The sequence below is a fragment of the Alteromonas sp. LOR genome, assembly GCF_000753865.1.
GTDB lineage: Bacteria > Pseudomonadota > Gammaproteobacteria > Enterobacterales > Alteromonadaceae > Alteromonas.
The window spans coordinates 1-15,169 of the sequence record NZ_JQFW01000049.1 but is presented as its reverse complement, the minus strand read 5'-3'; the positions used below and the strand labels follow the sequence as shown (position 1 = coordinate 15,169).

Below are 15,169 nucleotides of genomic sequence, written 5' to 3'. Positions count from 1 at the left end.
ACAAGAGAGCATTTAAAATGGCTAAAAAAGTAAGCGGTATTATCAAGCTTCAGGTTGCGGCAGGCGCTGCTAACCCAAGTCCACCAGTTGGTCCTGCACTAGGTCAACACGGTGTGAACATCATGGAATTCTGTAAGGCTTTCAATGCAAAGACTGACAGCCTAGAGAAGGGTGCTCCAGTACCAGTAGAAATTACTGTGTACGAAGACCGTTCTTTTACATTCGAAACGAAGACTCCTCCTGCGTCATACCTTCTTAAGAAGGCAGCTGGCATCAAGAGCGGTTCTGGCCGTCCTAACACTGAGAAAGTAGGTAAAGTTACCCGCGCTCAGTTAGAAGAGATTGCTAAAACTAAAGAGCCAGACTTAACAGCTGCTGATCTAGATGCAGCGGTACGCACTATCGCGGGTTCTGCTCGCTCAATGGGCTTGAACGTAGAGGACTAATCGAATGGCTAAATTAACAAAACGCGCTCGTCTAGTACGTGACAAAGTTGACTCAACTAAAGAGTATGAAATCAACGAAGCAGTTGCACTTCTAAAAGAATTAGCGACTGCTAAATTCGCTGAGAGTGTTGACGTTGCTGTAAACCTTGGTATCGACGCTAAGAAATCTGACCAAAACGTTCGTGGTGCAACTGTACTACCTAACGGTACTGGTAAAGACGTACGCGTAGCGGTATTTACTCAAGGCGCAAACGCAGAAGCGGCTAAAGAAGCTGGTGCGGACATCGTTGGTATGGAAGACTTAGCTGAACAAGTTAAGAAAGGCGAAATGAACTTTGACGTAGTAGTTGCTAGCCCAGACGCGATGCGCGTTGTTGGCCAACTAGGTCAAATCTTAGGTCCACGTGGCCTAATGCCTAACCCTAAAACAGGCACAGTAACGCCAGACGTTGCTACTGCTGTTAAAAATGCAAAAGCTGGTCAGGTTCGTTACCGCAATGATAAAAACGGTATCATCCACGCTAGCCTAGGCAAGATTGCATTTGAAGCTAACCAAATTCAAGAAAACCTAGAAGCACTACTTGAAGCACTGAAGAAAGCTAAGCCTTCTTCTGCGAAAGGTGTGTATATCCAGAAGATCAGCCTAAGCACCACAATGGGTGCGGGTGTATCTCTTGATAAGGCTTCTGTAGGTCTATAGTTTTGAAGCTAGTGGGCATTGCCCGTTAGTTCTCTTAAAGGTTATGGGTTGGAGTTGTGTACATAGCAGTGCTAGTAAACAACTCCCGTCCAAGACCGCAGGTGCGGTGTGGTGAAAGAAGTAAGAGAGCTTTCACAGTCAACATACTGCTTAATAGAACAACCTGCGCAGACGGTGGTTTGACTCAGACTCTCTGGGATAACAAACACCGTAGAGCGGTACCAAATATGATGTTTGGTATCAATCTGTGAACCCTGACGGCGATGATAGGTAACTATCAACAATGTCAGATACAAAGAGGTGAACTCAGTGGCACTAGGTTTAGCAGCAAAAAAAGAGATCGTAGCAGAGGTATCTGAAGTTGCGTCTCGCGCTCTATCCGTTGCCGTCGCTGAATACCGTGGGATGGAAGTTGCAGAACTGACTGACCTTCGCATAAAAGCTCGTGAGCAAGGCGTATACCTAAAGGTTGTACGTAACACACTAGCTAAGCGTGCATTGGCAGACAGCAAATTTGCAGACTTAGAAAGCGCACTTACAGGTCCGCTTATCTATGGTTTCTCTATCGACGCACCAGGCGGTGCGGCACGTCTTTTTAAAGACTTCGGTAAGACCAACGATAAGCTTAACGTAACAGCACTTTCAATTGGTAGTGGTCTACTTGGTCCAGAGAAATTGGACGCAGTTGCTTCACTTCCAACTCGCGACGAAGCGCTTGCAAGACTACTTGCGACCTTCAAAGCACCAGTTGGGAAATTCGTTCAAACAATCAACGAAGTTCCTGGCAAGTTTGTGCGCGTATTGGCGGCGATCAAAGACGAGAAGTAATTTTCGTTTTTGGCATATTGATTTTTTTAACATTAAAACCCCAGGAGTTTAGAGAACATGGCTCTAACTAAAGAAGATATTTTAAACGCGATTGCTGAAATGCCAGTTATGGAATTGGTTGAGCTAATCGAAGCAGCTGAAGAAAAATTCAACGTATCTGCTGCAGCTGTTGCTGTTGCTGGTCCTGCTGCAGGCGGTGAAGCTGCTGCTGTTGAAGAGCAAACTGAATTTGACGTTGTAATGACTTCATTCGGTGCTAACAAAGTTGCAGTTATCAAAGCAGTTCGCGGCGCGACTGGCCTAGGTCTTAAAGAAGCTAAAGAAGTAGTTGAATCTGCTCCTAAAGCTATCAAAGAAGGCGTAAGCAAAGAAGAAGCTGAAGAACTTAAAACGACTCTAACTGAAGCTGGCGCTGAAGTTGAAATCAAGTAATCTGATTTAATCAGATTATTTGCCTGAGACGGCAAGGCTGGTGGTTTTTTAAACCACCAGCCTTTTTGCGCTGTATAATGTGTAGAATATAACCCTGATCTACACTGTGTTAAGCGCAATTCGGACAAGACCATTAAAAAGCATAAAAATCCAACAACTTAACTAATAATTGGTTAAAAATTGTTGTATGCTGGTGAACTTGCCCGAATTAGGGTTGTGGAAGTTTGTTGCTTATTGCGCCATTTGAAACGCAGCTTTTAGCCCATAGCACGCGTTTTAAAGCATTTAGCAGCAGGTTGGGTCATAAATCAGCAGGCTGAGGAACCCATGGTTTACTCTTATAGCGAAAAGAAACGTATCCGTAAGGATTTTGGCAAACGCCCACAGGTATTGGAAATTCCATACCTTCTTTCAATTCAGCTTGATTCTTTCAAAAAGTTTATTGAGATCGACGCCGATGCTCAATACGGCTTGGAAGCAGCATTTCGTTCCGTTTTTCCAATTAAAAGTTACTCAGGTAATTCAGAGCTTCAATATGTAAGCTACCGCCTGGGAGAGCCAGTTTTTGACGTTAAAGAATGTCAAATTCGCGGCGTAACTTTCTCTGCTCCGTTAAGAGTAAAACTACGGTTAGTATTGTTTGACAAAGACGCAGCCCCAGGTACCGTAAAAGATATTAAAGAACAAGAAGTGTACATGGGAGAAATCCCATTGATGACAGAGAACGGAACGTTCGTTATCAATGGTACAGAGCGTGTAATAGTGTCACAGCTACACCGCTCACCTGGTGTGTTTTTCGATCACGATAAAGGCAAGACTCACTCGTCTGGAAAAGTGCTTTATAATGCACGCGTAATTCCATACCGTGGCTCTTGGTTAGACTTTGAGTTTGACCCTAAAGATAATCTGTTTGTGCGTATCGACCGTCGTCGTAAATTGCCTGCAACAATTATCTTGCGTGCATTGGAAATGACGTCAGAAGAAATTTTAGATACTTTCTTCGAAAAAGTTAACGTTCGCATCGACAAAGACCGTCTGATGATGGAAGTGAAACCTGATCGCCTTCGTGGTGAAACGGCTGCTTTCGATATCATCGATGGCGATGGCAATGTGGTTGTTGAAACTGGTCGTCGTATCTCTGCGCGCCACACTCGTGCATTAGAGAAGTCTGGTTTAACAGAGCTGGAAGTACCTGCTGATTATCTAATCGGTCGTGTATTTGCTGCCACTTATGTTAACGAAGACACCGGTGAAGTCATTGTAAGTGCGAACGATGAGCTTGCACTTGAGAATTTAGCTGAGCTAAGTCAAGCCGGCATAAAAGAATTCGAAACGCTTTACATCAACGAACTCGATCACGGTTCATACATTTCAGATACGCTACGTATTGATTCTTCGACAAACCGCTTAGAAGCGCTTGTTGAGATTTATCGTATGATGCGTCCTGGTGAGCCGCCGACGAAAGACGCTGCAGAAACGTTATTTGAAAACTTGTTCTTCTCTGAAGAACGTTACGATCTTTCTTCTGTTGGTCGTATGAAGTTTAACCGTCGCTTAGGCCGTGAAGAACTGATTGGTTCTGGTACGCTAGCCAAAGAAGACATCGTTTCTGTAATGAAACAGCTAATCACCATACGTGACGGTAAAGACGAAGTTGATGATATTGATCACCTTGGTAACCGTCGTATTCGTTCTGTTGGTGAAATGGCAGAAAACCAATTCCGTGTTGGTTTAGTTCGTGTAGAACGCGCTGTTAAAGAACGCCTAAGTCTTGGCGACCTAGACAACGTTATGCCACAAGATCTTATTAACGCTAAGCCTATTTCGGCTGCCGTTAAAGAGTTCTTTGGGTCGTCGCAGTTGTCTCAGTTCATGGACCAAAACAACCCATTGTCAGAAGTAACGCACAAGCGTCGTATTTCTGCGTTAGGTCCGGGCGGTCTTACTCGTGAACGAGCAGGCTTTGAGGTTCGAGACGTACATCCGACTCACTACGGTCGTCTATGTCCAATCGAAACACCTGAAGGTCCAAACATCGGTCTAATTAACTCATTGGCGAGCTTTGCGCGCACCAATGATTTTGGTTTCCTTGAAACACCATTCCGTCGCATTGTTGATGGTGTAGTGGGCGAAGAAATCGATTATTTATCTGCGATTGAAGAAGGCCAATTCGCTATCGCTCAGGCCAACATTGCGTTGACTGAAGCTGGTGAACTGGTAGACGACCTTATTCCATGTCGTCACCGTGGTGAAACAACCTTGATGCCTAAAGAAGACATCAAATACATGGATGTTTCTCCACAGCAAATCGTTTCAATTGCAGCAAGCATTATTCCGTTCCTTGAACACGATGATGCAAACCGTGCACTTATGGGTGCCAACATGCAACGTCAGGCTGTTCCAACACTTCGCGCTGATAAGCCGTTAGTGGGTACAGGTATGGAAAGAACTATCGCCGTTGACTCTGGCGTAACGGTAGTTGCTAAACGCGGTGGTACGGTAGATTACGTAGATGCGAGTCGCATCGTAATCAAAGTAGCTGAAGACGAAATGCTTCCTGGTGAAGCAGGTATCGACATCTACAACCTAACCAAATACACCCGTTCTAACCAGAACACCTGTATCAATCAGCGACCTACTTGTAGTGTTGGTGACCCAATTGTTACTGGTGACGTGCTAGCCGATGGTCCTTCGACAGACCTTGGTGATCTCGCACTTGGTCAGAACATGCGTATCGCGTTCATGCCGTGGAATGGTTACAACTTTGAGGATTCAATCCTTATTTCTGAGCGTGTAGCACAGGAAGACCGCTTTACGACTATTCACATTCAAGAGCTAAGCTGTATTGCTCGTGACACCAAGCTTGGTCCAGAAGAAATTTCTTCTGATATTCCAAACGTGGGTGAGTCTGCACTGAGCAAACTTGATGAATCAGGTGTTGTTTACATCGGTGCAGAAGTGAAAGGCGGCGACATCCTTGTAGGTAAAGTGACACCAAAAGGTGAAACTCAGCTTACGCCGGAAGAGAAACTTTTAAGAGCCATCTTTGGTGAAAAAGCGTCTGACGTAAAAGATACGTCACTACGTGTGCCTAACTCTGTTCACGGTACGGTTATCGACGTTCAAGTCTTTACTCGTGACGGCGTAGAGAAAGACAAACGTGCGCTTGAAATTGAAGATATGCAGCTTCGTCAAGTTAAGAAAGATCTTACTGACGAATTTGAAATCCTTGCGGATGGTATTTTCGCACGTGCTCAAACTGCACTAGCGCGCGCCGGTGTTGAACAAGCTAAGCTTGACAGCCTGCCACGTGAAAAATGGTTTGAAATTGCACTTAACAGCGAAGACGTACAGTTAGAGCTAGACCAAATTGCTGAACAGCATGCTGAGATCAAAGCTGACTTCGATAAGAAGTTTGAAACTAAGCGTCGTAAGATAACGCAAGGCGACGATTTAGCGCCTGGTGTACTTAAGATTGTTAAAGTTTACCTAGCGGTTAAACGCCACATCCAACCGGGTGATAAAATGGCGGGACGTCACGGTAACAAAGGTGTTATTTCTACTATTCAACCAGTAGAAGATATGCCATACGATGAAAACGGTACGCCGGTAGACATCGTACTTAACCCTCTTGGTGTACCGTCTCGTATGAACATCGGTCAGATTCTTGAGACTCACTTGGGCATGGCTGCTCACGGTCTTGGGGTTAAAATTGATCGCATGATTAAAGAGCAGCGTGAGCTTGCCGAAATGCGTGATTTCTTGAAGAAAGTGTACGAACTAGGTGAAAATCACCAAGTAGTAGACATTGATAACTTCACAGATCACGAAGTTCGTCGTCTAGCTGAGAACCTTCGTAAAGGTGTACCAATTGCAACGCCTGTATTCGACGGTGCTCGCGAATCTGAAATCAAGGAAATGTTGAAGCTTGCTGATATTCCAGAAAGCGGTCAGATTACCTTGTTCGACGGTCGTACTGGTAACTCGTTTGAGCGACCTGTTACGGTTGGTTACATGTACATGCTGAAACTGAACCACTTGGTAGACGATAAGATGCACGCTCGTTCTACTGGTTCTTACAGCCTTGTTACACAGCAACCTCTTGGTGGTAAAGCACAGTTCGGTGGCCAGCGCTTCGGTGAGATGGAAGTATGGGCACTTGAAGCATACGGTGCTGCATATACCCTTCAGGAAATGCTTACTGTTAAGTCGGATGACGTTAACGGTCGTACCAAAATGTACAAGAACATCGTCGATGGCGACCACAGAATGGAGCCTGGCATGCCAGAATCCTTCAACGTATTGCTTAAAGAAATTCGCTCGTTGGGTATCAACATCGAGCTTGAAGAAAAGTAATACGGCGATTGCCGCGTAATGTTATGAGATGGCCCGGCGCTTGCGCCGGGTTCTAGAGACTGACTCCGCTGGGAGAGTAATGTGAAAGACTTATTAAAGTTTCTAAAGCAACAGCATAAGGCCGAAGAGTTCGATAATATTCGAATCGGCCTTTCTTCACCTGACATGATTCGTTCATGGTCTTTTGGTGAAGTGAAGAAGCCTGAGACTATCAACTATCGTACGTTCAAGCCTGAGCGTGACGGTTTATTTTGTGCCCGTATCTTTGGCCCTGTTAAAGATTACGAGTGTTTGTGCGGTAAGTACAAGCGCCTTAAGCACCGTGGTGTTATCTGTGAAAAGTGTGGCGTTGAAGTTACACTGACTAAAGTTCGTCGTGAGCGTATGGGCCACATCGAGCTAGCAAGTCCAGTAGCACACATCTGGTTCCTTAAGTCACTTCCGTCTCGTATCGGCTTAATGCTTGATATGACGCTACGTGACATTGAGCGCGTGCTTTATTTTGAATCATACGTGGTAACAGAACCAGGTATGACGACATTAGAGCGCGGCCAGTTATTAAACGAAGAAGATTATCTTGATTCGTTAGAAGAGCACGGCGACGAGTTCGACGCGAAAATGGGTGCAGAAGCAGTATTTGACCTGTTAACTGTACTTGACGTTGATGCCGACGTTGCAGCAATGCGTGAAGAATTGCCTTCAATCAACTCTGAGACAAAGCGTAAGAAAATTACGAAGCGTCTTAAGTTACTTGAATCGTTCCAACAGTCTGGTAACAAGCCAGAGTGGATGATCATGACAGTACTTCCAGTATTGCCACCCGATCTTCGCCCTCTAGTACCACTAGACGGTGGACGTTTCGCTACGTCTGACCTGAACGATTTATACCGTCGTGTTATTAACCGTAACAACCGTCTTAAGCGTCTTCTAGACCTTGCTGCTCCAGACATTATCGTACGCAACGAAAAGCGTATGTTACAAGAGTCTGTTGATGCACTTCTAGATAATGGACGTCGCGGCCGTGCGATTACCGGTTCTAACAAGCGTCCACTTAAGTCGCTTGCAGACATGATCAAAGGTAAACAGGGTCGTTTCCGTCAGAACCTTCTTGGTAAGCGTGTTGACTACTCTGGTCGTTCTGTAATTACAGTTGGTCCAACACTTCGTCTTCACCAGTGTGGTCTTCCTAAGAAGATGGCACTTGAGCTATTTAAACCGTTTATTTACGGTAAGCTTGAAGGTCGTGGTCTTGCAACAACTATCAAAGCTGCTAAGAAGTTAGTAGAGCGCGAAGCACCAGAGGTTTGGGACGTACTAGATGACGTTATCCGCGAACACCCTGTGTTGCTTAACCGTGCACCTACTCTTCACCGTTTGGGTATACAAGCATTCGAACCAACACTAATCGAAGGTAAAGCGATTCAGCTTCACCCGCTAGTGTGTGCGGCGTATAACGCCGACTTCGATGGTGACCAAATGGCGGTACACGTTCCGTTGACTATCGAAGCACAGCTTGAAGCTCGTGCGCTAATGATGTCGACGAACAACATCTTGTCACCTGCTAACGGTGAGCCGATTATCGTTCCTTCACAGGACGTTGTATTGGGTCTTTATTACCTTACGCGTGACAAAGTAAACGGCTTAGGCGAAGGCATGGTATTTACCAGCCCTAATGAAGCAGAAAAAGCATACCGTACAGGTAATGCCGAGCTTCATTCTCGCGTTAAAGTACGTATTACTGAATACGACATTGATGAAAACGGCAACAAGACAGAGAAAGTTACACTGACTCAAACTACGGTTGGTCGTGCCATTTTCTCACTGATCCTTCCAAAGGGTCTTCCGTTTGAAATCATCAACCAGCCTATGGGCAAAAAGCAAATTTCAAAACTATTGAATGCTTGTTACCGTACGCTTGGTCTAAAAGATACTGTTATTGCAGCTGACCAAATCATGTATACCGGTTTCCACTACGCGATGATCGCGGGTGCGTCTGTTGGTATTGATGACATGGTAATTCCTGAAGCGAAGAAAGAAATCGTTGACGCAGCAGAAGCTGAAGTTATTGAAATTCAGGAACAGTTCCAAAACGGTCTTGTAACAGCCGGTGAGCGTTACAATAAAGTTATCGATATCTGGTCAAATGCCAACGAAAAAGTTGCTAAGGCCATGATGGACAACCTTAAGACTGACATCGTAATTAACCGCGATGGCGAAGAAGAAGAGCAATCATCATTTAACTCTGTTTACATGATGGCCGACTCGGGTGCTCGTGGTAGTGCCGCTCAGATTCGTCAGTTAGCTGGTATGCGTGGTCTGATGGCTAAACCAGATGGTTCAATCATCGAGACACCAATCACTGCAAACTTCCGTGAAGGTCTTAACGTTCTTCAGTACTTCATCTCAACGCACGGTGCGCGTAAAGGTCTAGCCGATACAGCACTTAAGACAGCGAACTCGGGTTACCTAACTCGTCGTCTTGTAGACGTTGCGCAAGATTTGGTTATCACTAACGATGACTGTGGTACGTTCGGTAGCGTTTCCATGACACCACTAATCGAAGGTGGCGACGTTGTTGAACCACTTCGCGAACGTGTACTAGGTCGTGTGGTAGCAGAAGACGTGGTTAAGCCAGGTACTAGCGAAGTATTGGTTGAGCGTAATGTACTGCTAGACGAAGCGCTAGTAGATATGCTTGAAGCCAACTCTGTTGACCAAATCCAAGTACGCTCGGTTATCACCTGTGATAACGACTTCGGTGTATGTGCTAACTGTTATGGTCGTGACCTTGCTCGTGGACATATGGTGGGTAGCGGTGAATCTGTTGGTGTTATTGCAGCACAGTCAATCGGTGAACCTGGTACACAGCTTACCATGCGTACGTTCCACATTGGTGGTGCGGCATCTCGAGCGTCTGCTGAGAACAGCGTTCAGGTTAAAACGGCGGGTAGCCTTAAGCTACACAACGAAAAATCTGTACGTAATTCTGATGGCAAAATGGTTATTGTGTCTCGTTCAACAGAACTTACTGTTATCGATGAGCAAGGCCGTGAGAAAGAACGCTATAAAGTGCCATACGGTGCAGTATTGAGTGTTGATGACGGTGCAAAAATTGCAGCTGGCGACGTTGTTGCTAACTGGGACCCGCATAGTCACCCAATCGTTACTGAACGTGCAGCTAAGATTAGCTTCGCGGACATCGACGACACTAACACAGAAATGCAGCAAGATGAGCTTACTGGCCTAACGCGTATCGTTGTTAAAGATTTAACAAAGGCAAACGCAAAAGAGCCTAAGCTAATCCTTGAAAGTGATGAGTTCGGTCTTCAAGAGATTCGTCTTCCAAGCTTCACAACCATTGAAGCAAAAGAAGGCAAAGTAGCTAACGAAGGTGACGTGCTAGCGCGTATACCTCAGGAAAGCTCGAAGACACGTGACATCACGGGTGGTCTACCACGAGTTGCTGACTTGTTCGAAGCACGTAAACCTAAAGAGCCTGCTATCTTAGCGGAAATCTCAGGTACTATCGGTTTCGGTAAAGAGACTAAAGGTAAGAAGCGCTTAGTGATTACACCTGCTGAAGGTGATGCATACGAAGAGATGATTCCGAAATGGCGTCAGCTTAATGTGTTCGAAGGTGAGAAAGTGGAAAAAGGCGAAGTTATTGCCGATGGTCCAGAGTCTCCACACGACATATTGCGTCTTCGTGGTATTTCCCATGTAGCAAACTACATCGTGAACGAAGTTCAGGAAGTTTACCGTCTACAGGGTGTAAAAATTAACGATAAGCACATCGAAGTTGTTATTCGTCAGATGTTGCGTAAGTGCGTTATTACTCATTCAGGCGACACGCAGTTCCTAGAAGGTGAGCAAGTAGAAGTTTCTAACGTGAAAGTGGCAAACCGTGAAATTGAAAAACACGGTAAGATACCAGCACAGTACGAAACACAACTACTTGGTATCACTAAAGCGTCACTGTCTACTGAGTCATTTATCTCAGCGGCATCGTTCCAGGAAACAACGCGCGTACTGACTGAAGCAGCGGTTCAAGGTAAAGAAGATGACCTTCGCGGTCTGAAAGAGAACGTAATTGTTGGACGACTTATTCCAGCAGGTACGGGTTTCGCATACCATGAACGCCGTGCTCAACAGCGCAAAGAGCAAATCGAAGAAATGTCAGTATCTGCAGCAGATGCAGAACAGGCATTGACCGAAGCGCTTAACGCTGGTGCAGACGACGATTCGGCCGAATAAGGCATGATCATAGGAGTGCGTTAACGTACTCCTAACATAATGGCAGCTTAGGCTGACAGATTTTAAGAATATTAAGTGCTTAGAGTTTGTACAGCTTGACAGTCAGGGCGATGATCATTAATATTCCGCGACCCGATTTTGGATAGCCCCGAAAAGGCTCGATAAACGGTCGCGGTTTTTTGTATCAGAGCCTGGTAAATATTGACGAGCACAATACTTACCGCAAACAGGGCGACGAATTGAAAAGTCGCATTATATGGACCCAATCACAGTGATTGGGTTTTCGTAGTTTTTAATCAGGAGCTAGTTAATGGCAACAGTTAACCAGTTAGTGCGCAAGCCACGCAGAAAGCCCGTTGAAAAAAGCAACGTAGCTGCACTGCAAGCTTGTCCACAGAGACGTGGTGTATGTACTCGTGTATATACAACTACGCCAAAGAAACCAAACTCTGCACTACGTAAAGTATGTCGTGTACGTCTAACTAACGGTTTTGAAGTTTCTTCATACATCGGTGGTGAAGGTCACAACCTACAAGAGCACAGTGTAGTACTTATCCGTGGTGGTCGTGTTAAAGACTTACCAGGTGTTCGTTATCACACAGTTCGCGGTACATTGGACTGCGCAGGTGTAAACGATCGTAGACAAGCCCGTTCTAAGTACGGCGCGAAAAGGCCTAAGTCTTAACGGTTCTCCGTTAGTAAGGCCAAACTGAAGTTTAAGAGTTTTGGGTATTCCCTGAATTCATACGGAGAATAGAAAATGCCAAGAAGAAGAGTCGTAGGTCAACGTAAAATCCTACCAGAGCCAAAATTTGGTTCACAACTGCTTGCTAAATTCATGAATGTCGTAATGCTCGACGGCAAAAAGTCAGTCGCTGAAAAAATCGTTTACGGTGCGCTAGATATTGTTGCTGAAAAAACCAGCAAAGCACACCTAGATGTATTCGAAGAAGCGCTTGATAACATCCGCCCAACGGTTGAGGTTAAGTCTCGTCGTGTTGGTGGTTCAACTTATCAGGTTCCAGTCGAAGTACGTCCAGTTCGTCGTAATGCACTAGGTATGCGTTGGATGGTTGATGCTGCACGTAAACGTGGCGAAAAGTCTATGGCACAGCGCCTAGCGGCTGAAATGATGGATGCATCAGAAAATAAAGGTTCAGCGGTTAAGAAACGTGAAGACGTTCACCGTATGGCCGAAGCAAACAAAGCGTTTGCTCACTACCGTTGGTAATCAACGTTATATAACTGAGAGAGATTTATGCCTCGTAAGACCTCGATTGAGCGTTATCGCAATATTGGTATTGTGGCTCACGTGGACGCGGGTAAAACCACGACCACAGAGCGTGTCTTGTTTTATACAGGACTGTCTCACAAAATCGGTGAAGTGCACGATGGTGCTGCTACCATGGACTGGATGGAACAAGAGCAGGAGCGTGGTATCACTATCACGTCTGCTGCTACTACTTGTTTCTGGTCTGGTATGGAGCAACAGTTCGATCAACACAGAATAAATATCATCGACACGCCTGGACACGTGGACTTCACCATTGAGGTGGAACGTTCATTACGTGTTCTAGACGGAGCGGTAGTCGTATTCTGTGGGTCTTCTGGGGTAGAACCTCAATCAGAGACAGTCTGGAGACAGGCTGACAAATATCAAGTGCCACGCCTTGTCTTCGTTAATAAGATGGACAGGGCTGGTGCTGATTTTGAACGTGTTGTGGGTCAAATCCGCAAACGTTTAGGCGCTAACTGTGTTCCGATTCAAATCAACATGGGCGCTGAAGAAGAATTCCATGGTGTCATCGACTTAATTAAGATGAAATCAATCAACTGGAATGGAGACGACATGGGTATGACATTTACCTATGAAGACATTCCGGCTGAATATTTAGAAAAAGCCGAGCAGTATCGCACTGAAATGGTTGAAGCAGCGGCTGAAGCCTCTGACGAGTTAATGGACAAGTATTTGGAAGGCGAAGCGCTAACCGAAGAAGAAATACGATTGGGGCTACGCACCCGTACGCTGAACAACGAAATTGTTCTTGCCACTTGTGGCAGTGCCTTCAAAAACAAAGGTGTTCAAGCAGTACTAGACTCGGTTGTTCATTACCTGCCTTCGCCAAATGAAGTCAAAGCGATTACCGGTATTCTTGACGACAAAGACGAAACAGAGGCAGAACGTCACCCTACAGACGAAGAGCCGTTTTCTGCACTGGCGTTTAAAATAGCGACCGACCCGTTTGTTGGCACGCTGACGTTCTTCCGCTGCTATTCAGGTGTGGTGAATACAGGTGATACTGTATACAACCCTGTAAAAGGCAAGCGAGAGCGCTTTGGTCGTATCGTGCAGATGCACGCGAAAGACAGAGAAGAAATTAAAGAGGTACGCGCGGGCGATATCGCAGCAGCGATAGGCCTTAAGGATGTCACGACGGGTGACACACTGTGCGATCCAAATAACATCATAACGTTAGAACGTATGGAATTTCCTGACCCGGTAATTTCAATTGCAGTAGAGCCTAAGTCGCAAGCTGACCAAGAAAAAATGGGCATAGCGCTTAGCAAGCTTGCTGCAGAAGATCCGTCATTTAAAGTGAAAACTGATGACGAAACGGGACAAACGATCATCTCAGGGATGGGTGAATTACACCTTGATATCATCATTGATCGTATGAAACGTGAATTTAAGGTTGAATGTAACGTAGGTAACCCTCAGGTTGCTTATCGTGAAACCCTCCGCAAAGATGTTGAAGTGGAAGGGAAGTTCATTCGTCAGTCAGGCGGCCGCGGCCAGTTTGGTCATGTGTGGTTGCGCATTGAGCCTCAGGAAGAGGACTTTGGCTACGAATTTGTGAACGAGATCGTCGGTGGAACTGTTCCAAAAGAGTTCATTCCAGCGGTCGATAAAGGAATTCAGGAGCAGATGCGAAGTGGTGTTCTTGCGGGGTATCCGGTACTTGATGTAAAGGTTACTTTGTTTGACGGTTCATACCACGATGTTGACTCTTCTGAAATGGCGTTTAAGATCGCCGGCTCTATGGGTTTCAAAAAGGGCGCCGCAGAAGCAAATCCGGTGTTGCTTGAACCCACTATGAAAGTTGAAGTGACGACTCCAGAAGACTGGATGGGTGATGTTGTTGGTGATTTAAATCGTCGCCGCGGCATGATCGAAGGTATGGAAGATGGCGTAGCAGGTATTAAAATGATTCGTGCTAAAGTGCCTCTTTCAGAAATGTTTGGGTATGCGACAGACTTGCGTTCACAAACGCAGGGTCGTGCTTCATACTCAATGGAGTTTTTCAATTATTCTGAGGCGCCTAACAATGTGGCGCGGGCTATTATTGAATCTAGAATCTAATCTAAATGAAGGTTCGGTCCGGTCTATTTGTGGGTCGGACTTTTAACTTAGGAAACGAGAAAAATGGCAAAAGAAAAGTTTGAACGTACGAAACCCCATGTAAACGTGGGTACTATCGGCCACGTTGACCACGGTAAAACTACACTAACAGCAGCTATCACTACTGTTCTAGCGAAGACCTATGGCGGTTCTGCAAGTGCATTCGATATGATCGATAACGCGCCTGAAGAAAAAGCACGTGGTATCACCATCTCTACATCGCACGTAGAATACGACACCCCAAGTCGTCACTACGCGCACGTAGATTGCCCAGGACACGCTGATTACGTTAAAAACATGATCACTGGTGCTGCTCAGATGGACGGCGGTATCCTAGTAGTTGCTGCGACTGATGGCCCTATGCCACAGACTCGTGAGCACATCCTACTTGGTCGTCAGGTTGGTATCCCTCACATCATCGTGTTCATGAACAAATGTGACATGGTTGATGATGAAGAGCTTCTTGAGCTAGTTGAAATGGAAGTTCGTGAACTTCTTAGTGAATATGACTTCCCAGGCGATGACCTTCCAGTTATCCAAGGTTCTGCACTTAAAGCCCTTGAAGGCGACGCAGAATGGGAAAAGAAAATCATCGAACTAGGTGAAGCTCTTGATTCATATATTCCAGAGCCAGAGCGTGCAATCGACAAGCCGTTCATTCTTCCAATCGAAGACGTATTCTCAATCTCAGGTCGTGGTACTGTTGTAACAGGCCGTGTTGAGCAAGGTATTGTTAAAGTTGGTGAAGAAGTA

Annotated in this window: 10 protein-coding genes; all 10 read left to right on the top strand. The window is 45.6% G+C overall.

Annotation, left to right across the window (positions count from 1 at the left end; genetic code table 11):
* Positions 1–17 precede the first annotated feature (17 nt).
* On the top strand, positions 18–446 hold the full coding sequence (gene rplK, locus JV36_RS0113725; protein ID WP_032097749.1) for a 50S ribosomal protein L11: 429 nt from the start codon (positions 18–20) through the stop codon (positions 444–446).
* A gap of 4 nt (positions 447–450) precedes the next feature.
* Complete coding sequence (gene rplA / locus JV36_RS0113720; RefSeq protein WP_032097750.1) at positions 451–1,146, top strand: 50S ribosomal protein L1; 696 nt, start codon at positions 451–453, stop codon at positions 1,144–1,146.
* Between the two features lie 309 nt (positions 1,147–1,455).
* The gene (gene rplJ, locus JV36_RS0113715; protein WP_032097751.1) at positions 1,456–1,974 is read left to right on the top strand and encodes a 50S ribosomal protein L10; all 519 of its coding nucleotides are present in this window, start codon (positions 1,456–1,458) and stop codon (positions 1,972–1,974) included.
* Positions 1,975–2,031: 57 nt separating this feature from the next.
* Positions 2,032–2,406, top strand: a complete 375-nt coding sequence (gene rplL / locus JV36_RS0113710; protein ID WP_032097752.1) for a 50S ribosomal protein L7/L12 — start codon at positions 2,032–2,034, stop codon at positions 2,404–2,406.
* A gap of 327 nt (positions 2,407–2,733) precedes the next feature.
* Positions 2,734–6,762 (top strand): DNA-directed RNA polymerase subunit beta, encoded by a 4,029-nt coding sequence (gene rpoB, locus JV36_RS0113705; RefSeq protein WP_032097753.1) that lies wholly within the window; start codon positions 2,734–2,736, stop codon positions 6,760–6,762.
* An 81-nt stretch (positions 6,763–6,843) separates the two neighbouring features.
* Positions 6,844–11,016 (top strand): DNA-directed RNA polymerase subunit beta', encoded by a 4,173-nt coding sequence (rpoC, locus tag JV36_RS0113700; protein WP_032097754.1) that lies wholly within the window; start codon positions 6,844–6,846, stop codon positions 11,014–11,016.
* A 310-nt stretch (positions 11,017–11,326) separates the two neighbouring features.
* Positions 11,327–11,701: a 30S ribosomal protein S12 gene (gene rpsL, locus JV36_RS0113695; protein ID WP_032097755.1), complete on the top strand. Its 375-nt coding sequence runs from the start codon at positions 11,327–11,329 to the stop codon at positions 11,699–11,701.
* Positions 11,702–11,776: 75 nt separating this feature from the next.
* Positions 11,777–12,247 carry a 30S ribosomal protein S7 gene (gene rpsG, locus JV36_RS0113690; protein ID WP_032097756.1) on the top strand — a complete coding sequence of 157 codons (471 nt, stop codon included), beginning with the start codon at positions 11,777–11,779 and terminating at the stop codon, positions 12,245–12,247.
* Between the two features lie 27 nt (positions 12,248–12,274).
* Positions 12,275–14,377, top strand: coding sequence for an elongation factor G (gene fusA, locus JV36_RS0113685; RefSeq protein WP_032097757.1), 2,103 nt, complete (start codon positions 12,275–12,277; stop codon positions 14,375–14,377).
* Positions 14,378–14,440: 63 nt separating this feature from the next.
* Positions 14,441–15,169 (top strand): elongation factor Tu (locus tag JV36_RS0113680; RefSeq protein WP_032139782.1); only part of this gene is annotated, 729 nt, incomplete at its 3' end.

Bases quoted from the DNA above. Each gene is read 5' to 3' on its own strand.
- rplK (WP_032097749.1), top strand. From the start codon at position 18: ATGGCTAAAAAAGTAAGCGGTATTATCAAGCTTCAGGTTGCGGCAGGC.
- rplA (WP_032097750.1), top strand. From the start codon at position 451: ATGGCTAAATTAACAAAACGCGCTCGTCTAGTACGTGACAAAGTTGAC.
- rplL (WP_032097752.1), top strand. From the start codon at position 2,032: ATGGCTCTAACTAAAGAAGATATTTTAAACGCGATTGCTGAAATGCCA.
- rpoB (WP_032097753.1), top strand. From the start codon at position 2,734: ATGGTTTACTCTTATAGCGAAAAGAAACGTATCCGTAAGGATTTTGGC.
- rpsL (WP_032097755.1), top strand. From the start codon at position 11,327: ATGGCAACAGTTAACCAGTTAGTGCGCAAGCCACGCAGAAAGCCCGTT.
- rpsG (WP_032097756.1), top strand. From the start codon at position 11,777: ATGCCAAGAAGAAGAGTCGTAGGTCAACGTAAAATCCTACCAGAGCCA.
- fusA (WP_032097757.1), top strand. From the start codon at position 12,275: ATGCCTCGTAAGACCTCGATTGAGCGTTATCGCAATATTGGTATTGTG.